The 20,381-nt window shown below is 73.2% G+C and carries 14 protein-coding genes; 7 read left to right on the top strand and 7 right to left on the bottom strand.

Going from position 1 to position 20,381, the window contains the following annotated elements:
• Nucleotides 1-169 precede the first annotated feature (169 nt).
• The 3 genes from ACF08F_RS04105 to ACF08F_RS04115 form a co-directional block, all read right to left on the bottom strand.
• Nucleotides 170-1,630, bottom strand: coding sequence for a glutamate synthase subunit beta (locus ACF08F_RS04105; RefSeq protein WP_392296931.1), 1,461 nt, complete (start codon nt 1,628-1,630; stop codon nt 170-172).
• Nucleotides 1,623-6,182 (bottom strand): glutamate synthase large subunit, encoded by a 4,560-nt coding sequence (gene gltB / locus ACF08F_RS04110; protein WP_392296932.1) that lies wholly within the window; start codon nt 6,180-6,182, stop codon nt 1,623-1,625. Before gltB ends, ACF08F_RS04105 begins: the two co-directional genes overlap by 8 nt.
• 555 nt (nt 6,183-6,737) lie before the next feature.
• The gene (locus ACF08F_RS04115; protein ID WP_392296933.1) at nt 6,738-7,466 is read right to left on the bottom strand and encodes a VIT1/CCC1 transporter family protein; all 729 of its coding nucleotides are present in this window, start codon (nt 7,464-7,466) and stop codon (nt 6,738-6,740) included.
• Nucleotides 7,467-7,720: 254 nt separating this feature from the next.
• Between ACF08F_RS04115 and ACF08F_RS04120 the strand changes: the two genes are divergently transcribed.
• The 7 genes from ACF08F_RS04120 to ACF08F_RS04150 all read left to right on the top strand — a co-directional run bounded on the left by ACF08F_RS04120 (nt 7,721) and on the right by ACF08F_RS04150 (nt 15,816).
• The gene (locus ACF08F_RS04120; protein WP_392296934.1) at nt 7,721-8,713 is read left to right on the top strand and encodes an ADP-ribosylglycohydrolase family protein; all 993 of its coding nucleotides are present in this window, start codon (nt 7,721-7,723) and stop codon (nt 8,711-8,713) included.
• 266 nt (nt 8,714-8,979) lie between these two features.
• A complete protein-coding gene (locus ACF08F_RS04125; protein WP_392297319.1) occupies nt 8,980-10,341 on the top strand; it encodes an ADP-ribosylglycohydrolase family protein in 1,362 nt (453 codons plus the stop codon).
• A complete protein-coding gene (locus ACF08F_RS04130; RefSeq protein WP_392296935.1) occupies nt 10,307-11,473 on the top strand; it encodes an ADP-ribosylglycohydrolase family protein in 1,167 nt (388 codons plus the stop codon). Before ACF08F_RS04125 ends, ACF08F_RS04130 begins: the two co-directional genes overlap by 35 nt.
• Complete coding sequence (locus ACF08F_RS04135) at nt 11,470-12,846, top strand: ADP-ribosylglycohydrolase family protein (RefSeq protein ID WP_392296936.1); 1,377 nt, start codon at nt 11,470-11,472, stop codon at nt 12,844-12,846. Before ACF08F_RS04130 ends, ACF08F_RS04135 begins: the two co-directional genes overlap by 4 nt.
• Nucleotides 12,843-13,763 carry a ribokinase gene (gene rbsK / locus ACF08F_RS04140; protein ID WP_392296937.1) on the top strand — a complete coding sequence of 307 codons (921 nt, stop codon included), beginning with the start codon at nt 12,843-12,845 and terminating at the stop codon, nt 13,761-13,763. Before ACF08F_RS04135 ends, rbsK begins: the two co-directional genes overlap by 4 nt.
• On the top strand, nt 13,760-14,986 hold the full coding sequence (locus ACF08F_RS04145) for a CaiB/BaiF CoA transferase family protein (RefSeq protein ID WP_392296938.1): 1,227 nt from the start codon (nt 13,760-13,762) through the stop codon (nt 14,984-14,986). The genes rbsK and ACF08F_RS04145 overlap by 4 nt, the downstream gene beginning before the upstream one ends.
• Nucleotides 14,983-15,816, top strand: a complete 834-nt coding sequence (locus ACF08F_RS04150) for an HpcH/HpaI aldolase/citrate lyase family protein (RefSeq protein WP_392296939.1) — start codon at nt 14,983-14,985, stop codon at nt 15,814-15,816. Before ACF08F_RS04145 ends, ACF08F_RS04150 begins: the two co-directional genes overlap by 4 nt.
• 70 nt (nt 15,817-15,886) lie before the next feature.
• Here the strand turns inward: ACF08F_RS04150 and lgt are convergent, their stop codons facing one another.
• The 4 genes from lgt to trpB all read right to left on the bottom strand — a co-directional run bounded on the left by lgt (nt 15,887) and on the right by trpB (nt 19,979).
• Nucleotides 15,887-16,897 (bottom strand): prolipoprotein diacylglyceryl transferase, encoded by a 1,011-nt coding sequence (gene lgt, locus ACF08F_RS04155; protein WP_392296940.1) that lies wholly within the window; start codon nt 16,895-16,897, stop codon nt 15,887-15,889.
• Nucleotides 16,898-16,961: 64 nt separating this feature from the next.
• Nucleotides 16,962-17,810, bottom strand: coding sequence for a DsbA family protein (locus tag ACF08F_RS04160; protein ID WP_392296941.1), 849 nt, complete (start codon nt 17,808-17,810; stop codon nt 16,962-16,964).
• Nucleotides 17,811-17,874: 64 nt separating this feature from the next.
• Nucleotides 17,875-18,693, bottom strand: coding sequence for a tryptophan synthase subunit alpha (gene trpA, locus ACF08F_RS04165; RefSeq protein ID WP_392296942.1), 819 nt, complete (start codon nt 18,691-18,693; stop codon nt 17,875-17,877).
• The gene (gene trpB, locus ACF08F_RS04170) at nt 18,690-19,979 is read right to left on the bottom strand and encodes a tryptophan synthase subunit beta (protein ID WP_392296943.1); all 1,290 of its coding nucleotides are present in this window, start codon (nt 19,977-19,979) and stop codon (nt 18,690-18,692) included. The genes trpA and trpB overlap by 4 nt, the downstream gene beginning before the upstream one ends.
• Between the last annotated feature and the right edge of the window lie 402 nt (nt 19,980-20,381).

A 20,381-nucleotide genomic window follows, 5' to 3' on the forward strand; every position in this document is an offset into this window, starting at 1 on the left:
CAACCGTACGCGCCGTCGAACCCACGACGTGTCCCACGACGGACAGCTGAGGGCCTTTTACGGGAGCACCGCGGCGCCCACCCAGTCGTCCGGTCGGGGACATTCGGGGGGCGCCGCGCTCAGTTCCGCACGTCGTTGTACGGGACGTCCACAGGGTGATCCGGTGGGATCAGACCGTCAGCGAACGGTCCGTCGGACGGATCGGGGCCGGGAGCGAGCTCGCTCCGGTCAGGTAGCGGTCCACGCCGCGGGCGGCGGAGCGGCCCTCGGCGATGGCCCACACGATGAGGGACTGGCCGCGGCCGGCGTCACCGGCGACGTACACGCCATCGACGTTGGTGGCGAAGTCCGCGTCACGGGCGATGTTACCCCGCTCGTCGAGGTCCAGACCAAACTGCGCGACCAGGCCGTTCTCCACGTCCGTGCCGGTGAAGCCCATCGCGAGCGTGACCAGCTGGGCGGGGATCTTGCGCTCCGTGCCCGGCTTCTGGGTCAGCTTGCCCTCGACGAACTCGACCTCGACGAGGTGGAGGAACTGGACGTTGCCCTCCTCGTCGCCCTCGAAGTGGGTGGTGGAGACGGAGTAGACCCGCTCGCCGCCCTCCTCGTGCGCGGAGGTGACCTTGTACAGCATGGGGAAGGTCGGCCAGGGCTGGCCGGCGTTCCGGTCCTCGCCCGGCTTGGGCATGATCTCCAGCTGCGTGACCGAGGCCGCGCCCTGGCGGTGCGCCGTACCGACGCAGTCCGCGCCGGTGTCGCCGCCGCCGATGACGACGACGTGCTTGCCCTCGGCGGTGATCGGCGAGGCGACGAAGTCGCCCTCGACGACCTTGTTGGCCAGCGGCAGGTACTCCATGGCCTGGTGGATGCCGGCCAGCTCACGGCCCGGGACGGGCAGGTCGCGGGCGGTGGTGGCGCCGGCGGCGATGACCACCGCGTCGAACCGCTTGCGCAGGTCCGTCGCCGTCAGGTCACGGCCGATCTCGATGCCGGTGCGGAACTTGGTGCCCTCCGCGCGCATCTGCTCGATGCGGCGGTTGATGTGCCGCTTCTCCATCTTGAACTCGGGGATGCCGTAGCGCAGCAGGCCGCCGATGCGGTCGGCACGCTCGTACACGACCACGGTGTGGCCGGCCCGGGTCAGCTGCTGGGCGGCGGCGAGACCCGCCGGGCCCGAGCCGATGACGGCGGCGGTCTTGCCGGACAGGCGCTCGGGCACCTGCGGCTTGACGTCGTTGGCGTCCCAGGCCTTGTCGATGATGGAGACTTCGACGTTCTTGATCGTGACGGCCGGCTGGTTGATGCCGAGCACGCACGCCGACTCGCACGGAGCCGGGCACAGGCGGCCGGTGAACTCCGGGAAGTTGTTGGTGGCGTGCAGGCGCTCCTGCGCCGCCGACCAGTCCTCGCGGTAGGCGAAGTCGTTCCACTCGGGGATCAGGTTCCCGAGGGGGCAGCCGTTGTGGCAGAACGGGATGCCGCAGTCCATGCAGCGGCCCGCCTGCTTGCTGATGATCGGCAGCAGGGATCCGGGAACGTAGACCTCGTTCCAGTCCCTGACTCGCTCGCCCACCGGCCGGGTCTTGGCGACCTCGCGCCCGGTGGTCAGGAAGCCCTTGGGGTCAGCCATTGGTCGCCGCCTCCATCATCTTCTCGGTGGTCTCGGTCTCGGAGAGACCGGCGAGCTCAGCGGCGTCCTTGGCGGCGAGCACTGCCTTGTACGTGGTGGGGATGATCTTGCTGAACCGGGCCGCCGCGGCGTCCCAGTCGGCGAGGAGCTTCTCCGCGACCGTCGAGCCGGTCTCCTCCTGGTGGCGGCGCACGACGTCGTGCAGCCAGTCCTTGTCGGCGTCCGACAGGGTCTCGATCGCGCCCAGGTTGCCGGAGTTGACGTTGTCCCGGTCGAGGTCGACGACGTAGGCGACACCGCCCGACATGCCGGCCGCGAAGTTGCGTCCGGTCTCGCCGAGGACGACCGCCGTACCGCCGGTCATGTACTCGCAGCCGTGGTCGCCCACGCCCTCCGAGACGACCAGGGCACCGGAGTTGCGGACGCAGAAGCGCTCGCCGGTGCGGCCGCGCAGGAACAGCTCGCCGCCGGTCGCGCCGTAGCCGATGGTGTTGCCCGCGATGGTCGAGTACTCGGCCAGGTGGTCGGCGCCGCGGTCCGGGCGGACGACGACGCGGCCGCCGGAGAGGCCCTTGCCGACGTAGTCGTTGGCGTCGCCCTCCAGGCGGAGGGTGACACCGCTCGGCAGGAAGGCGCCGAAGGACTGGCCGGCGGAGCCGGTGAAGGTGATGTCGATGGTGTCGGCGGGCAGGCCCGCGCCACCGAACTTCTTCGTCACGTGGTGGCCGAGCATGGTGCCGACGGTCCGGTTGATGTTCCGGATGGCGACCTGGGCGCGGACCGGCTGGGCCTCCTCGGCGGAGGCGGCGTTCAGGGCCTCGGCGGCGAGCTGGATCAGCTCGTTGTCGAGGGCCTTCTCCAGACCGTGGTCCTGCTCGATCAGGGCGTGGCGGACCGCGCCCTCGGGCAGCTCCGGCACGTAGAAGAGCGGCTCCAGGTCGAGACCCTGCGCCTTCCAGTGGGTGACGGCGCGGCTGGTGTCGAGCAGCTCGGCGTGGCCGACGGCCTCCTCGATCGTGCGGAAGCCCAGCTCGGCGAGGAGCTCGCGGACCTCCTCGGCGATGAACTCGAAGAAGTTGACGACGTACTCGGCCTTGCCGGAGAACCGGTCGCGGAGCGCGGGGTTCTGGGTGGCGATGCCGACCGGGCAGGTGTCCAGGTGGCAGACGCGCATCATGACGCAGCCGGAGACGACGAGCGGCGCGGTCGCGAAACCGAACTCCTCGGCGCCGAGCAGGGCGGCGATGACGACGTCGCGGCCGGTCTTGAGCTGGCCGTCGGTCTGGACGACGATGCGGTCGCGCAGGCCGTTGAGCAGCAGGGTCTGCTGGGTCTCGGCGAGGCCGAGCTCCCAGGGGCCGCCCGCGTGCTTCAGCGAGGTCAGCGGGGAGGCGCCCGTTCCGCCGTCGTGGCCGGAGATCAGGACGACGTCCGCGTGGGCCTTGGAGACGCCGGCGGCGACCGTGCCGACGCCGACCTCGGAGACCAGCTTCACGTGGATGCGGGCGACCGGGTTGGCGTTCTTGAGGTCGTGGATCAGCTGAGCCAGGTCCTCGATGGAGTAGATGTCGTGGTGCGGCGGCGGCGAGATGAGGCCGACGCCGGGCGTCGAGTGACGCGTCTTGGCGACCCACGGGTAGACCTTGTGGCCGGGCAGCTGGCCGCCCTCGCCGGGCTTGGCGCCCTGGGCCATCTTGATCTGGATGTCGTCGGCGTTGACCAGGTACTCGCTGGTGACGCCGAAGCGGCCGGAGGCGACCTGCTTGATGGAGGAGCGGCGCGCCGGGTCGTACAGGCGCTCCGGGTCCTCGCCGCCCTCACCGGTGTTGGACTTGGCGCCCAGCTGGTTCATGGCGATGGCGAGGGTCTCGTGCGCCTCGCGGGAGATGGAGCCGTACGACATGGCGCCCGTCGAGAACCGCTTGACGATCTCGCCGACCGGCTCGACCTCGTCGATCGAGATGGCCTCGCGGTCCGAGGTGAAGCCGAAGAGGCCGCGGAGCGTCATGAGGCGCTCGGACTGCTCGTTCACCCGGTCCGTGTACTTCTTGAAGATGTCGTACCGCTTGTTGCGCGTGGCGTGCTGCAGGCGGAAGACGGTCTCCGGGTCGAACAGGTGCGGCTCGCCCTCGCGGCGCCACTGGTACTCGCCGCCGATCTCCAGGGCGCGGTGCGCCGAGGGGACGCCGGAGACGGGGTACGCCTTGGCGTGGCGGGCGGCGACCTCCTTGGCGACGACGTCGAGACCGGCGCCGCCGATCTTGGTGGCCGTGCCGTTGAAGTACGTGGCGACGAACTCGGCGTCGAGGCCGACGGCCTCGAAGACCTGGGCGCCGCGGTAGGAGGCGACCGTCGAGATGCCCATCTTGGACATGACCTTGAGGACGCCCTTGCCGAGGGCGTAGATCAGGTTCCGGATGGCCTGCTCGGGCTCGATGCCCTCGATGAAGGTGCCGGCGCGGACCAGGTCCTCGACGGACTCCATGGCGAGGTACGGGTTGACCGCCGCGGCGCCGTAGCCGATGAGCAGGGCGACGTGGTGGACCTCGCGGACGTCGCCGGCCTCGACCAGCAGACCCACCTTGGTGCGCTGCTTGGTGCGGATGAGGTGGTGGTGGACGGCCGCGGTGAGCAGCAGCGAGGGGATCGGCGCGTGCTCGGCGTCGGAGTGCCGGTCGGAGAGCACGATCAGGCGGGCGCCGCCCTCGATCGCGGTGTCGGCCTCGGCGCAGATCGCCTCGATGCGGGCGGCGAGGGCCTCGCCGCCGCCGGAGACCCGGTAGAGGCCGGAGAGGGTCGCGGCCTTCATGCCGGGCATGTCGCCGTCGGCGTTGATGTGGATGAGCTTGGCCAGCTCGTCGTTGTCGATCACCGGGAAGGGCAGGGTGACGCTGCGACACGAGGAGGAGGTGGGCTCCAGCAGGTTGCTGCCGGGGCCGAGCGAGGAGCGGAGGCTCGTCACGAGCTCCTCGCGGATGGCGTCCAGCGGCGGGTTGGTGACCTGCGCGAAGAGCTGGGTGAAGTAGTCGAAGAGCAGCCGCGGGCGGGCGGACAGGGCCGCGATCGGCGAGTCCGTGCCCATGGAGCCGAGCGGCTCGCCGGCCGTGTTGGCCATCGGGGCGAGGATGACGCGGAGCTCTTCCTCGGTGTAGCCGAAGGTCTGCTGGCGGCGGGTGACCGAGGCGTGGGTGTGCACGATGTGCTCGCGCTCGGGGAGGTCGGAGAGCTCGATCTCGCCGGTCTCCAGCCACTCCTCGTAGGGGTGCTCGGCGGCGAGGCCGGCCTTGATCTCGTCGTCCTCGATGATGCGGTGCTCGGCGGTGTCGACGAGGAACATCTTGCCGGGCTGGAGGCGACCCTTGCGGACGACCTTGGCGGGGTCGATGTCGAGGACGCCGACCTCGGAGGAGAGGACGACGAGGCCCTCGTCGGTGACCCAGTAGCGGCCGGGGCGCAGACCGTTGCGGTCGAGGACCGCGCCGACCTGGACGCCGTCGGTGAAGGTGACGCAGGCCGGGCCGTCCCAGGGCTCCATCATCGTGGAGTGGTACTGGTAGAAGGCGCGGCGGGCCGGGTCCATGGAGTCGTGGTTCTCCCACGCCTCGGGGACCATCATCAGCACCGCGTGGGGCAGCGAGCGGCCGCCGAGGTGGAGCAGCTCCAGGACCTCGTCGAAGGAGGCCGAGTCGGAGGCGTCCGGGGTGCAGATCGGGAAGATCCGGTCCAGCGAGCCCTCGCCGAAGACCTGGGAGTCGAGCTGGGCCTCGCGGGCGGTCATCCAGTTCCGGTTGCCCTTGACGGTGTTGATCTCACCGTTGTGGGCGACGAAGCGGTACGGGTGGGCCAGCGGCCAGCTCGGGAAGGTGTTGGTGGAGAACCGGGAGTGGACCAGGGCCACGGCGGAGGCGCAGCGGCGGTCCGACAGGTCCGGGAAGAAGGGCTCCAGCTGGCCGGTGGTCAGCATGCCCTTGTAGACGATGGTGCGGGCGGAGAGCGACGGGAAGTAGGTCGCGGCCTCGCGCTCGGCGCGCTTGCGCAGCACGAACGCCTTGCGGTCCAGCGCGATGCCCGTGTTCTCGCCGTCGGCGACGAAGACCTGGCGGAAGACCGGCATGGTGGAGCGGGCGGAGGCGCCGAGCAGCTCGGGGGCGACGGGGACCTCGCGCCAGCCGAGGACGGTGAGGCCCTCTTCGGCGGCGATCGTCTCGATCTTCGAGACGGTCTCGTCCGTGCCGTCCTCGGGGAGGAAGGCGATGCCGACGGCGTACGCGCCGGCCTCGGGGAGCTCGAATCCGGCGACCTCGCGCAGGAAGGCGTCCGGGACCTGGAAAAGGATGCCGGCGCCGTCTCCGGAGTCGGGCTCGGAGCCGGTGGCGCCGCGGTGCTCGAGGTTGCGCAGTACGGTCAGCGCCTGCTCGACCAGCGCGTGGCTGGCTACACCGGTGAGGGTGGCCACGAACCCGACACCGCAGGCGTCGTGTTCGTTACGGGGGTCGTACATCCCCTGCGGAGCGGGGCGACCGTCCATGGGCGACCAGGCGTCGGAACGCATCGGCTCTCCCGTCGTCGTCGTGGCATATGCAACTGCCGAGGGACGACGTTGGCCCTCCGCGAAATTTCGTGCAGGTTACATGATGGCTGGCTTCTCGCGAAGTGGATAGCTCGTTCCAGCATGCGGACACCACCGACACGCAGTGGTGGTGTGTTCTCACTTGTGGGGTGCGGGAACAGGGGCTGTCCCGCGGGGACGGGCCGGAGGAGCCGGAGCGATCTCCGGTCTGCCGGCGGTCCGTCGCTGGGCGGGCTTCATTGCCCGCCCGGGTGGGCCTCATTGCCCGACGACGCTCATGCCTCATTCCCGTTGGTCACGAGTTCGAAACCGCGGGGTAACCGGCTACTTATGTGGCGCCGTGCATAGTGTCTCATCGCGACGGTGGATCGAGCCAGGGATATACGTCACAGCCGATTCACGCCTTACGCCCCGAAAAGGTGCCCGGAAATGCCGGAAAGGCCCCTTGGAGGGGCCTCCCGGTCGTCTCTACGGGTACGGAATCCGTTCCGATATCCGGAGCCGCGACACCGCCGCTCCGGCCTTGCCCGCGCCAGGCTAGAGCGCCGCCCCGAAGAGCATCCCGAGCCCGTAGGTGACGGCGGCCGCGGCGCCGCCCAGGAGGAGCTGGCGCATCCCGCTGAAGAGCCAGCCGCGGGCGGTCACCCGGGCCACCAGCGCCCCGCAGGCGAAGAGGCCGAGGAGCGCGAGCAGCACGGCGGGCCAGAGCGCGGTCGCCCCGAGCAGGTAGGGCAGTACGGGGAGCAGGGCGCCGAGCGCGAAGGAGCCGAAGGACGAGACCGCGGCGACCATCGGCGACGGCAGGTCGTCCGGGTCGATGCCGAGCTCCTCGCGGGCGTGGATCTCCAGGGCCTGCTCGGGGTCCTTCGACAGCTGCATCGCGACCTCGCGGGCGAGCGCGGGCTCGACGCCCCGGGACACGTACAGCGCGGCGAGCTCCTCCATCTCGTCGATGGGGTGCTTGCGCAACTGGCGGCGCTCGACGTCCAGTTCCGCCTGGACCAGCTCGCGCTGCGAGGCCACGGAGGTGTACTCGCCGGCCGCCATGGAGAAGGCGCCGGCGGCGAGCCCCGCGACGCCGGTGATGACCACGGTCTGCGTGGACACCGCGCCGCCGGCGACGCCGGTCATCAGGGCGAGGTTGGAGACGAGGCCGTCCATCGCGCCGAACACCGCCGGGCGCAGCCAACCGCCGTTCACGTCACGGTGCGTGTGGTTGTCGCGGTGCGCCTCGTGCAGTGGTGCCTGAGCTTCGATGATGGACATGGCTCTCCCCTCGTTCCGGCGGGCCGGGTCGCACCCGCCGCCCCCAACACCTCGAAAATACGCGCGATGTAAGGGGTCCGCCAGCAAGGCAGGCCGTACTTACTAAGGCCTGCCTCACCGACAGTGACACTTTCTGGCGTGGCGTCAGCCGGGTGACAGAACCGTTTCTTCGGCGAGTTCACGGCCGGCGGTGGCACAGATCCAGGCATCGGGGCGCCGAACTGCGCGCCCCCACCGAGGAAGGGGCCGCGACAATGACGACCACGGCATGCGACACGCGTGAACGGGCGAGGGGGGCGCTCCTCGGCCTCGCCGTCGGCGACGCCCTGGGAGCCCCCGCGGAGAACATGCGGCCTTCGGAGATCCGCCGCCGATGGGGCCGTATCGAGGGCTTCGTGACGGACCGTCCGGCGGGCACCGACGACACCGAGTACGCGATCTTCTCCGCCCTGCTCCTCGCCCGCCACGGCTCGGCGCTCACCGTCCACCACGTCGAACGGGCCTGGCACCACTGGATCGCCGACCTCGACGAGGGCCCCTTCCGCGGCGCGGGCTTCTCCGAGCGCGGCACGCTGGAGAACCTCCGCCGGGGGCTCGCCGCGCCCATCTCCGCGCAGCACCGCCACGCCTGGAGCGACGGGCTCGCGATGCGCGCCGCGCCCTTCGGCGTCTTCGCCGCAGGCCGCCCCGCGGAGGCGGCGCGCCTGGTCGCGATCGACGGCAGCGTCAGCCACGAGGGAGAAGGCATCTACGGGGGCCAGGCCGTCGCGGCGGGCGTCGCGGCGGCGATGGGGGGCGCGGGCGTGACCTCGGTCATCGCGGCGGCGCTCTCCGTCGTCCCGATGGACTCCTGGACGGCCCGCTCCCTGCGCCGCGCGGTGGTCGCGGCCCAGCGCGTCCAGCCGGACCCGCTCACCCGCGAACGCCAGGTCCGCTCGGCGGTCGTCATCGGCGGCTACCCCTGGACGGACCTGGCCCCGGAGGCGGTGGGCCTGGCCTTCGGCGCCTTCGCGGCGGCCCGCGGCGACTTCCGCACGGCGGTCCTGACGGCGGTCAACATGGGCCGCGACGCCGACACGACGGCGGCGGTGGCGGGCGCCCTGGCCGGGGCGGCGGGCGGCCTGGACTCCATCCCGGAGGACTGGGCCACGGCGATCGCCCCGGTGACGGGCAGCTGCCTGCCCTCCATGCGCGGCTATCACATCCTGGACGTCGCAGACCTCCTGACCCCGGAGGGAGACTCCTGATGAGCGCGGACCTGACGACCACCCTCGCCACACCGGACCCGAACCCCCGCCCCACCGCGGGCGACCGTCTCACCGCTGCGGGCAGCCGTCCCGCCGCTCCGGGCGACCAGGCCGCCGCCCCGAGCGACCGCGCCACCGTGCCGGGCGACTGCCGCACCGTGGTGGGCGACCACCCCACCGCCGCGGGCGCCTCCCCCGCCGCTGTGGGCGGTCGTCCCGCAGGGCGTGGGGGTCCCCCCTCCGGGGGAGGGTGGGCGCAGCCCCCGATGCCGGGTTCCGGCCCCCTGCTCGGTGACCCGCAGAACCTCTCGGTGCACCTGGTGCCGGGCGCCGATCCGCCGGACCTCGCGGTGCCCCCGCCGCCGGGCGCCGAACCGCCGGACCTCGCCGCGCAGAACCGACCCCCGGTACGGGTCACCGGCACCTGGGGCGGCACCCACGGGGCCCCGCACGCCGAAGCCCCCCGCAGGCCGGGCCGCGACGCGGTCGAAGGGCTCCTCCTCGGCCTCGCCGCGGGCGACGCGGCAGGCTGGCCCGCCGCCCGCCACCGCGCCGCCCGCATGCCCGAGTGGACCCGCCGCCTCACCCGCGAACTCGACACCTTCGCCGAGCAGAACGCGACGACCACCCTCCCCGTCCCGATCGCCCTCAACCAGCCCCCCGAGCCCCTCCGTCTCGGCCCCTCCGACGACGCCGAGTGGGCGGCCTTCACCGCCGAGGCGGTGCTCGCCGCCGCCGGTCCCGTCTTCGCCGGCCTCTCCCCGGACCGCCGCCTCCGCGCCGCCGTCGACCTCGCCTGGAACGCCCTCGCCGGCCAGGTCGCGGCCGCCGCCGACCGCGCTCCCGAGGTCGAGTCCGCCGTCCTCCCCCTCCGGGCCCGGATCTCCGTCCGCGCCGGCCTCGGCAATCTCGCCACGGGCCTGCGCCCGCCCGCCACCGGCCACGACAACCCGCACTACTTCGACGACGCCGCCTGCGTCCGGGCCGCCGTCCTCGCCGTCGTCCACCCCGGCGACCCGCGCGCCGCCGCCGAACTCGCCGAGTTCGACGCCCGGTACACCCAGGACGGGGACGGCGTCCACGGCGCCCGCGCGACGGCCGCGGCCGTCGCCTCGGCCCTCGGCGGGGCGACGGTCGACGAGGCCGTCGGCGCGGCGCTCGCCGAACTCCCGCCCGCCACCGAGATCGGCCGCAACGCCCGGTACGCGGTGGAGCTGGCCCGGACCGCCGTCTCGGCCTTCGAACTGGTCCCGCTCCTGGAGCACCAGATCGTGGACCACGTCTACAGCTACGGGATCGCCGCCGCCGAGACCGTCCCGGTCGCCCTCGCCCTCGCGACCGCCGCCCGGGGCGAGATGACGGCCGCCGTGCCGGCCGCCGTCTGCCTCTCCCGGGTCGCGGACTCCGCCCCCGCCCTCGTCGGCGCCCTCACCGGCGCTCTGGGCGGCGGCCGTTCGGTGCCGGCGACCTGGCGCGAGGCCTGCCGGACGCTCGCGGGATGCGCGCTGCCGTGGCTCGCCGGGACGGATCTGGTCGAACTCGCCGGGCACCTGGGAGCCACGGAACCGGCCTCCCCAGGTGGACAATTCCGACATGACACCCACACTGGATGTGCCCACCCTGGATGACCGGATCACCGGAAGCCTCCTCGGGGCCGCCGTCGGCGACGCTCTCGGCGGCCCCGTCGAGGGCTACACCCCCCAGCAGATCCTGGAGCGCCACGGTGGCCGCGTCACCGGGATCGTCGGCCCCTGGAACGGCGAGGACTGGCGCACCGCCCGCCCCATCGCGCCGTACCACAAGGGCGACGGGCACGTCACCGACGACACCTTGATGACCCACGCCCTGATCCGGGTGTACGAGAAGGTCCGCGGCCACCTCGACGCGTACGCGGTCGCGGACTTCCTCGTCCCCGAACTCATGGGCTCCCCGGTCTGGATCCCGGAGCTGGAGGCCGAGGCCCTCCCCCTCCAGCGGATCTTCCTCGCCGAGAAGTGGCTCGTGGCCCGGCTGCACTACGGGCACGTGGATCCGCGCGAGGCCGGCGAGGGCAACATCGTCAACTGCGGCGCCGCGATGTACATGGCGCCGGTCGGACTCGTCAACGCCGCCCACCCCGCGGCCGCCTACGCCGAGGCCCTCGACGTCGCCGGCGCCCACCAGTCCTCGTACGGACGGGAGGCGGCCGGCGTGTTCGCGGCGGCCGTCGCCGCGGCCTGCGCGCCGGGCGCCACGCCCTCCTCGGTCGTCGACACGGTCCTCGCACTCGCCAAGGACGGCACCCGCTCGGCGATCGAGGCCGTCGCCGAAGTGGCCGTCCGGCACACGGACTTCGAGTCCGCCCTCGCCCCGCTCCGCGCGGCGGTGGCCCCCTTCGACACGGTCGGCCCCGACTACCGCTCCCCCTCCCTCGGCGCCCGCCGCCCCTCCCGGCTCCACGCGATCGAGGAGCTGCCCATCGCCCTGGGCATGCTGCTCGTCGGCGAGGGCGACTTCCGGCGTACGGTCCTCGGCGCCGTCAACTACGGCCGCGACTGCGACTCGATCGCCACGATGGCGGGGGCGATCACCGGCGCGCTGCACGGCGAGGCCGCCGTGCCGGTCGACTGGGCGAAGCGCGTCGCGGAGGCGAGCCGGCTCGACCTGCACGCCCCGGCGGCCGCGCTGGCCCGGGTGGCCCGCGAGGTCTTCGCCCGGGACGTGGAGCTCCGCCGGGCGCACGAGTCGGCGTTCGCGACACTGACGGGCGCGGACCGGTGAACCTCCGGGTGACCTGGGTGCAGCCGGAGGACCTGGTGGGCCACGAGCTCCGCCAGGCCGCGGAGGACGGCCGCGACGCCCGCGCCCTGGCGTCCCGCTGGTACGGGGCGGGTGGCCCGACCGCCCCGGCCACGGCGGGCGCGTCCGACCGTCCCCGCCCGGACCTCCGCCCCCTCGCGGAGGAACTCCTGGACGCCCTGGCGGCCCTCCCCTCCCCCCTGTCGGGCGACGAGCCGACCTCCCTCCCCGAGATCCGGGCCGCGGCCCCGCACCCTCCCCCGCCCGCCCGACGCCCCTCGCCGGGCCCGGGCTCCGGCGCCCTCCTCGACCGCCTGCACGCCGCCTGGCTCGGGCGGGCCGCCGGGTGCCTGCTCGGCAAGCCCGTCGAGAAGCTGCCCCTCACCGCCATCCGCGCCCTCGCCCGCGCCACCGGCAACTGGCCCCTCTCCACCTGGTTCACCGCCCGCGGCGTACCGCCCGAGCTGCTCGCCGCGCATCCCTGGAACCGCCGCTCCGCCGCCACCTCCCTCGCCGAGAACATCGACGGGATGCCCGAGGACGACGACCTCAACTACCCCCTCCTCAACCTGCTGCTCCTCCAGCGGTACGGCCGGGGCTTCACCACCGCCGACGTCGCCCGCCTCTGGCTCGACGAACTCCCCGCCGGCCGCACCTTCACGGCCGAGCGCCTCGCCTACCGCAACCTTCTCGACGGCGTCGAACCCCCGCTCACCGCCGTCCGCCGCAACCCCTTCCGCGAGTGGATCGGCGCCCAGATCCGGGCGGACGTCCACGGCTGGACCCACCCGGGCGACCCGGTCGCCGCCGCCGCGCAGGCCTACCGGGACGCGGCCCTCACCCACACCGCGAACGGCGTCTACGGGGCCATGTTCGTCGCCGCGACCCTCGCCACCGCCGCGACCGGCACCGCCGACGTGCACCGCTCGCTCGCCGCCGGACTCGCCGTCGTCCCGCCCCGCTCCCGCCTCGCCGGGGCCGTCCGCCTGGGCGTCGCGTCCGCCCGCGAGGAACGCGACTTCGACACCGTCGTCGACCGCCTGCACACCGAGCTCGGCGGGTACCACTGGGTCCATGCCGTCCCCAACGCCGCGCTCCTCGCCGCCGCCCTCACCCACGGCGACGGCGACTTCTCCCGCTCCGTCTGCGCGGCGGTCTCCGGCGGCTGGGACACCGATTCCAACGGCGCCACCGCCGGTTCGGTCGCCGGGCTGCTCGCCGGGCACCCCGACCGGCTGCCCGAGCGGTGGACCGCCCCCCTCAAGAACCGGCTCGCGACCTCGGTCCCGTCCTTCGACGGCATCGGCTTCGACACCCTGGCCGAACTGACACACCTGGAGGCAGTACGCCCATGACCAGCATCGTCGTACTCGGCAGCACGAACATGGACCTCGTCGCCTACGTACCGCGGGCCCCCGCCCGCGGCGAGACGGTCACGGGCCGCGCCTTCCGCACGGTCCCCGGCGGCAAGGGCGCCAACCAGGCCGTCGCCGCCGCCCGCGCCGGCGCCGAGGTGGCGATGATCGGCGCGGTCGGCGCGGACGACTTCGGCACCCGCCTCCGGGCCAACCTGGAGCACTGCGCCGTCGACACCGACCTCCTGCGCACCGCCGAGGGCCCCTCCGGCACCGCCCACATCGTCGTCGACGACGAGGGCGGCAACGCGATCGTCGTCGTCCCCGGCGCCAACGCCACCGTCACCTCCCTCAGCCACGGCGACGAGGCCCTCATCGGCACCGCCGACGCCCTGCTCCTCCAGCTCGAACTGCCCCTCTCCGTCGTCACGGAGGGCGCCGCGTACGCCCGCCGCCTCGGCGTCCGCACCGTCCTCACGCCCGCTCCCGCCCAGCGGCTCCCTCCCGAACTCCTCGCCGCCACCGACCTGCTGGTCCCGAACGAGCACGAGGCCGCCGCGCTCACCGGGCACACCGACCCGCGCGCCGCCGCCCAGGCCCTGCTGCGGGACGTCCCCGCGGTCGTCGTCACCCTGGGCTCGGCCGGCAGCCTCTACGCGGCGCGCGGCGCCGAGCCGGTCGCCGTGCCCGCCCCCCGCGTCAGGGCCGTGGACACCACCGCGGCCGGCGACACCTTCGTCGGCGCGCTCGCGGTCGCCCTCGGCGAGGGCCGGCCCGTCCCGGAGGCGCTGGCCTGGGCGCAGGCCGCGGCCGCGCTCTCCGTCCAGCGCGAGGGCGCGTCGACCTCGATGCCGTACCGGACCGAGATCGAGGCGGCCTTCGGCTCCCTCGGCGACCTGGAGGCCGATCCCGTATGACCACCACGCAGCACGCCCCCACGACACCCGATCCTGCCGCGCCGCCCCTCCGCGGGCTGCGGGTCCTGGACCTCGCGACCCTCTTCGCCGGCCCGCTCGCCGCCACGATGCTCGGCGACTTCGGCGCCGACGTCGTCAAGGTCGAGCACCCCCGCAAGCCCGACCCGTCCCGCGGCCACGGCCCCGCCAAGGACGGCGTCGGCCTGTGGTGGAAGGTCCTCGGCCGGAACAAGCGGACGATCACCCTCGATCTCTCCACCCCGGGCGGCCGCGACACGCTCCTCGGACTCGCCGCCGAGGCCGACGTCATCGTGGAGAACTTCCGGCCCGGCACCCTGGAACGCTGGGGTCTGGGGTGGGAGGAGCTCTCCACCGTCAACCCGCGTCTCGTCCTCACCCGCGTCACCGGCTTCGGCCAGTTCGGCCCGTACGCCCACCGCCCCGGCTTCGGCACCCTCGCCGAGGCGATGAGCGGCTTCGCCGCCATCACCGGCGAGCCCGACGGCCCGCCCACCCTGCCCCCCTTCGGCCTGGCCGACTCGATCGCCGCCCTCGCCACCGCATACGCGGTGATGACCGCGCTCACCGCCAGGACCACGACCGGCCGCGGCCAGGTCGTCGACATGGCGATCATCGAACCGATGCTCTCCGTCATCGGACCCCACCCCCTCTGGTACGACCAGCTCGGCTACGTCCAGCCCCGCACCGGCAACCGCTCCCGCAACAACGCCCCACGCAACACCTACCGGACCGCCGACGGCTCCTGGGTCGCCGTCTCGACCTCCGCCCAGTCGATCGCCGAGCGCGTGCTGCGCCTCGTCGGCCGCCCGGAGCTGATCGACGAGCCGTGGTTCGCCGACGGCACGGGCCGCGCCGCGCACGCGGAGGTCCTCGACGAGGCGGTCGGCAGCTGGATCGCGCGCCACACCCGCGACGAGGCCATGGCCGCCTTCGAGAAGGCCGAGGCCGCCATCGCCCCGGTCTACGACGTCCGGGACGTCCTCGACGACCCGCAGTTCCAGGCGCTCGGCACCGTCACCGAGGTGCAGGACCCGGAACTCGGCCCGCTCAGGATGCAGAACGTGCTCTTCCGGCTGTCCGAGACGCCCGGCGCGATCCGCTGGCCCGGCCGCCCGCACGGCGCCGACACCGACGACGTCCTCACCGAGCTCGGCCTCACCCCCGCCGAGATCGCCGCCCTCCGCGCCCGGGGAGCGGTATGAGCGATACGAGCGGTACCGGCGGCGCCGGGCGCCCGCGCACCCCCCTCACCTGGCTGTACGCACCGGGCGACCGCCCCGAGGTCGTCCGCAAGGCCCTGGCCTCCGGCGCCGACGTCGTGATCGTCGACCTGGAGGACGCGGTCGCCCCGCACCGCAAGGCGTACGCCCTGGACGCCACGGTCGATCTGCTCGCCGACGCCCACCCCGTACCGGTGCACGTCCGCGTCCACTCCCCGCACGACATTCCCACCCTGGCCCCCCTCCCCGGCCTCTGCGGTCTCCGTGTACCCAAGGTGACACACGCCACTGACATCCACCGGATCGCCGGCCTCGCCCCCGGTCTCCCCCTCTACCCGCTCCTGGAGAACGCCCTCGCCGTGGAGCACGCCTACGCCATCGCCACCGCCCACCCCGCCGTGCGCGGCATCGCGCTCGGCGAGGCCGATCTCCGCGCCGACCTGGGAGTACGCGAGGACAGCGGCCTCGACTGGCCCCGCGGACGCCTGGTGGTGGCGGCCCGCGCGGCGGCCCTGCCGCCCCCCGCCCAGTCGGTCCACCCCGACATCGGCGACCTGGACGCGCTGGCCGCCGGCTGCGCCCGGGGCCGGGCGATGGGCTTCCTCGGCCGGGCGGCGATCCATCCACGCCAGCTCCCCGTCATCGAGCGGGCCTACCTGCCCACCCCGGAGGAGGTCGACGCGGCACGGGAGGTGGTCGCGGCGGCCGGGACGGACCGGGGCGCCCTGGCCCTCGCCGACGGCCGCTTCGTCGACGCGGCGGTCGTCGAGGGCGCCCACCGGGTGCTGGCCCTCGCCTCCCGCACGGCCTGACCTCCGTACCCCCGTACGCGAAAGGGCCGCCGGAACCTCTCGGTCCCGGCGGCCCTGTGACGGCAGGGGGTCAGCCCTTGGCGGCCGATCCGGCGCCGTTGCCGGCGCCGTGGTCCACGTCCTCGTCGGAGTGCGGGACCGCGTCGGAGACGGCGTCCTCGGGCGCGTCGGACCGAAGATCCAGGTCGGCGTCGCCATCGGCGTCGCCGTCGACACCCTCCGCGCTCTCCCCGGACTTCTCCGCCTTCTCGGCCTTGTCCGCCTTCTCGGCCCTGGGCTCCACGATCTCCTCGCGTCCCGGCCGGATCCGCGCCGAGACCACCATGTAGGTCACCGCGAGCACGAAGACGACGATGGCCGTCCAGACGTTCAGCCGGAGGCCGAGCACGTGGTGCGCCTCGTCGACGCGCATGTACTCGATCCAGCCGCGACCCGCGCAGTACGCGGCGACGTACAGCGCGAAGGCGCGCCCGTGGCCGAGCTTGAAGCGGCGGTCGGCCCAGACGACGAGGACGGCGACACCGACGCACCAGAGCGACTCGTAGAGGAAGGTCGGGTGGTACAGCCCGGCCTCGCGGTTCGCGCTCTCGGTGATCTTCAGCGCCCAGGGCAGGTCGGTCGGCCTGCCGTAGAGCTCCTGGTTGAACCAGTTGCCCCAGCGGCCGATGGCCTGGGCGAGGGCGATGCCGGGGGCGATGGCGTCGGCGTACGCCGGGAGCGGGATGCCCCGGCGGCGGCAGCCGATCCAGGCACCCACCGCGCCGAGCGCGATGGCACCCCAGATACCGAGGCCGCCCTCCCAGATCTTGAAGGCGTCGACCCAGTTCTCACCCTCGCTGAAGTACAGCTGGTAGTCGGTGATCACGTGGTACAGGCGCCCGCCGACGAGGCCGAAGGGCACCGCCCAGACGGCGATGTCGGCCACGGTGCCGGCGGTGCCGCCCCGGGCGATCCAGCGCTTGTTGCCGTACCAGACGGCGACGAAGACACCGATGATGATGCAGAAGGCATAGCCGCGCAGCGGGATCGGTCCGAGGTTGATCACGCCGGTCGACGGGCTGGGAATGTAGGCAAGGTCCATGGCAGGACCGACGCTACCTTGCCGGGCGGGCGCGACGGCAGCCCACCCGGCAACGTATGGGTAACTAACCCGCCGGAGAGGTCGACGGAGCCGCGGGGACGGGGGCGGAGGCCGTGCCCGGCTTCTTGCCCTTGTTGGCCTCGGCGACCCACTTCTTCAGGTTCTCCGGGGAGATCTGCTCGTTCCCCTTCGTCGGGAAGATCGATTCGCCGTTGAGGAGGACGGACGGAGTGCCGCGGAAGCCGCCGCTCTGGAAGGCCTCGTTGGACTTCGCCACCCAGCCGTCGTGCGTGCCGTCCTCGACACAGCTGCGGAAGGCGGGCGTGTCGAGACCGGGCACCTTCGCCGCCAGTTCGATCAGCTTGGCGTTGTTCCCGAAGGCGTCGTCCGTCTCCGGCGGCTGGTTGATGTAGAGCGTGTCGTGGTAAGCGGTGAACTTCCCGGCGTCCTGGGCGCACGCGGCCGCGTTCGCCGCGCGGAGCGAGCCGCTGCCGCCCATGTTCCCGTCGATGAGGGTGGCGAGGTGGTACTCGGCCTTGAGCGCGCCGGCGGCCTCCAGCTCGTGGATGGTGTCCCGCATGACGTTCTCGAACTGGGCGCACGCGGGGCAGCGGAAGTCCTCCCAGATCGCCAGCGTCGACGGTGCGTCCGTCTTGCCCGTGGGGATGGCGGGCTTGTCGCCCTCGACGGACCCCGCCGGGGCCACGACCGGTCCCGCCTTGTCCGATCCGCCGTCGTCCCCGCTGTTGGCGGCGATCACCCCGACGACCGCGGCCAGGCCGAGGACGCCGACGACCGCCGTCGACACGATGAGGACGCGCCGCTGCTTCTCGCGGGCCTTGTCGCGCTCGCGCTGCTGCTGGAGGCGCTCCCGCGCGCTCCGGTTACCGTCACCACGGTTCTTCTCGCTCACGCCCACAGCAACGAACCGGGGAGGCAGGTACGCGCCTCCCCGGTCCCAGATCCACCCAGATGGGTTACGAAACGCGACGCACGCCGGCCGCGAGTTCGCCCGCCAGTTCCCTTACGGCGGCGAGCCCGGCGGCCTCGTCGCCGTCGGCGTCGAGGATCCGCTGGACGAACGCGGAGCCGACGATGACGCCGTCGGCGAAGGCGGCGACCTCCTTGGCCTGTACGGCGTTGGAGACGCCGAGCCCGACGCACACCGGCAGTCCGGAGGTGGCGCGGGTGCGGCGGACGAGGTCGGCGGCCTGCTCGCCGACCGACTCGCGGGTGCCGGTGACACCCATGAGCGAGGCGGCGTAGACGAAGCCGGAGCCGGCCGCCGTGATGGTGGCGAGGCGCTCGTCCTTGCTGCTGGGCGCGACGACGAAGACGGTGGCGAGACCGTGCTTGTCGGCGTGCTCGCGCCAGACGGCGGACTCCTGGACCGGCAGGTCGGGCAGGATGCAGCCCGCGCCGCCGGCCGCGGCGAGCTCCTCGGTGAAGCGCTCGATGCCGTACCGGTCGATCGGGTTCCAGTACGTCATGACGAGGACGGGCTTGCCGGTGGCCGCGTGGGCCTCCTTGACCGTCCGCATCACGTCGGCGATCTTGACGCCGCCGCGCAGGGCGATGTCGTCGGCGGTCTGGATGACGGGCCCGTCGAGGACCGGGTCGCTGTGCGGAAGCCCGACCTCGACGACATCGGCGCCGCCGTCGAAGACGGCCTTGATCGCCGCGATGCCGCCGTCGACGGTCGGGAAGCCGGCCGGCAGGTACGCGATGAGCGCGGCCCTGTTCTCCGCCTTGGCCTTGGCGAGGGTCTCGCTCAGCAGCTGGATGTTCCCACTCACTTCGCGTCCCTCTCGATCTCCGCGGTGTCGTCGGCTCCGGCGTCCGCGGCGACCTCGGTGTCGGTCTCGTACAGGCCGAAGTAGCGGGCGGCCGTGTCCATGTCCTTGTCGCCGCGCCCGGAGAGGTTGACCAGGAGCAGCGCGTCCTTGCCGAGCTCCTTGCCCACCTCCAGGGCGCCCGCGAGGGCGTGCGCCGACTCGATGGCCGGGATGATGCCCTCGGTGCGGGAGAGCAGGCGCAGGGCCTGCATGGCGGCGTCGTCGGTGACGGCGCGGTACTCGCCGCGGCCGCTGTCCTTGAGGTACGCGTGCTCGGGGCCGATGCCCGGGTAGTCGAGGCCGGCCGAGATCGAGTACGGCTCGGTGATCTGGCCCTCCTCGTCCTGGAGGACGTACGAGCGCGAACCGTGCAAAATGCCGGGCTCGCCGGCCGTCAGGGTGGCCGCGTGCTCGCCGGTCTCGACGCCGTGACCGGCCGGCTCGCAGCCGATCAGGCGGACGCCCGCGTCCGGGACGAAGGCGTGGAAGAGGCCGATGGCGTTGGAGCCGCCGCCGACGCAGGCGATCGCCGCGTCGGGGAGGCGGCCGGCGCGCTCCAGGATCTGGCGCCGGGCCTCGACGCCGATGACCCGGTGGAAGTCGCGGACCATCGCGGGGAAGGGGTGCGGGCCGGCGACGGTGCCGAACAGGTAGTGCGTCCGGTCGACGTTGGCGACCCAGTCGCGGAAGGCCTCGTTGATGGCGTCCTTGAGCGTGCGGCTGCCGGACTTCACGGCGACGACCTCGGCGCCGAGCATCCGCATCCGGGCCACGTTGAGGGCCTGGCGCTGGGTGTCGATCTCGCCCATGTAGATGGTGCAGTCGAGGCCGAAGAGGGCGCAGGCGGTGGCGGTGGCGACGCCGTGCTGACCGGCGCCGGTCTCGGCGATGACCCGCGTCTTGCCCATGCGCTTGGTCAGCAGGGCCTGGCCGAGGACGTTGTTGATCTTGTGCGAGCCGGTGTGGTTGAGGTCCTCGCGCTTGAGGAAGATCCGGGCACCGCCGGCGTGCTCGGCGAACCGGGGGACCTCGGTGAGGGCGCTCGGGCGGCCGGTGTAGTTGACCATGAGGTCGTTGAGCTCGCGGGCGAACTCGGGGTCGGACTTGGCCTTGTCGTACTCGACGGCGACCTCGTCGACGGCGGCGACGAGGGCCTCCGGGATGAACTTGCCGCCGTAGGCACCGAAGTAGCCCTCGGCGGTCGGAACCTGACCCTCCGGGTCCGGAATGAAGAACTCGCTGGACATGCGGATGCTCCTCGCGGGGCGGGTGCCCCGGGATACGTGTGGTTGATGGTCACGGTATGCGCGCGAGCCCTTCCCGTACGCCAACGCCATGGCCGATACGCCGCCCGTTGCGGGCGCCGCCCGCGTGCGGGGTGCGCCCGCTTGCGGGGTGCCCCACCCGTCGCGGGGGTGCCGCCTGAGCGATGCCCCACCCGTTGCGGGGGTGCCGCCTGAGCGGTGCCCCGCCCGTTGTGGGCAGTGTTCCGCTGGGCTGGGGTCCCCCCTCTGGGGAAGGGTCGGCACAACGGGACGGCGCCGCCCCTTGCCGGGCCTAGGCTTCCGCGCCTGAACCCGCACCTGGTGCGCGGCTCGCTGGTGGTGCGGGCCGGTACAGGGGGCGGAGGCGCCCGCGAAGGGCGCCGT

This window comes from Streptomyces sp. NPDC015130, assembly GCF_043080005.1.
Taxonomy (GTDB): Bacteria; Actinomycetota; Actinomycetes; order Streptomycetales; family Streptomycetaceae; genus Streptomyces.

Bases quoted from the DNA above. Each gene is read 5' to 3' on its own strand.
- trpB (WP_392296943.1), bottom strand. From the start codon at position 19,979: ATGTCCAGCGAGTTCTTCATTCCGGACCCGGAGGGTCAGGTTCCGACC.
- ACF08F_RS04145 (WP_392296938.1), top strand. From the start codon at position 13,760: ATGACCACCACGCAGCACGCCCCCACGACACCCGATCCTGCCGCGCCG.
- ACF08F_RS04130 (WP_392296935.1), top strand. From the start codon at position 10,307: ATGACACCCACACTGGATGTGCCCACCCTGGATGACCGGATCACCGGA.
- ACF08F_RS04150 (WP_392296939.1), top strand. From the start codon at position 14,983: ATGAGCGATACGAGCGGTACCGGCGGCGCCGGGCGCCCGCGCACCCCC.
- lgt (WP_392296940.1), bottom strand. From the start codon at position 16,897: ATGGACCTTGCCTACATTCCCAGCCCGTCGACCGGCGTGATCAACCTC.
- gltB (WP_392296932.1), bottom strand. From the start codon at position 6,182: ATGCGTTCCGACGCCTGGTCGCCCATGGACGGTCGCCCCGCTCCGCAG.
- rbsK (WP_392296937.1), top strand. From the start codon at position 12,843: ATGACCAGCATCGTCGTACTCGGCAGCACGAACATGGACCTCGTCGCC.
- ACF08F_RS04105 (WP_392296931.1), bottom strand. From the start codon at position 1,630: ATGGCTGACCCCAAGGGCTTCCTGACCACCGGGCGCGAGGTCGCCAAG.
- ACF08F_RS04115 (WP_392296933.1), bottom strand. From the start codon at position 7,466: ATGTCCATCATCGAAGCTCAGGCACCACTGCACGAGGCGCACCGCGAC.
- ACF08F_RS04120 (WP_392296934.1), top strand. From the start codon at position 7,721: ATGACGACCACGGCATGCGACACGCGTGAACGGGCGAGGGGGGCGCTC.
- ACF08F_RS04125 (WP_392297319.1), top strand. From the start codon at position 8,980: ATGCCGGGTTCCGGCCCCCTGCTCGGTGACCCGCAGAACCTCTCGGTG.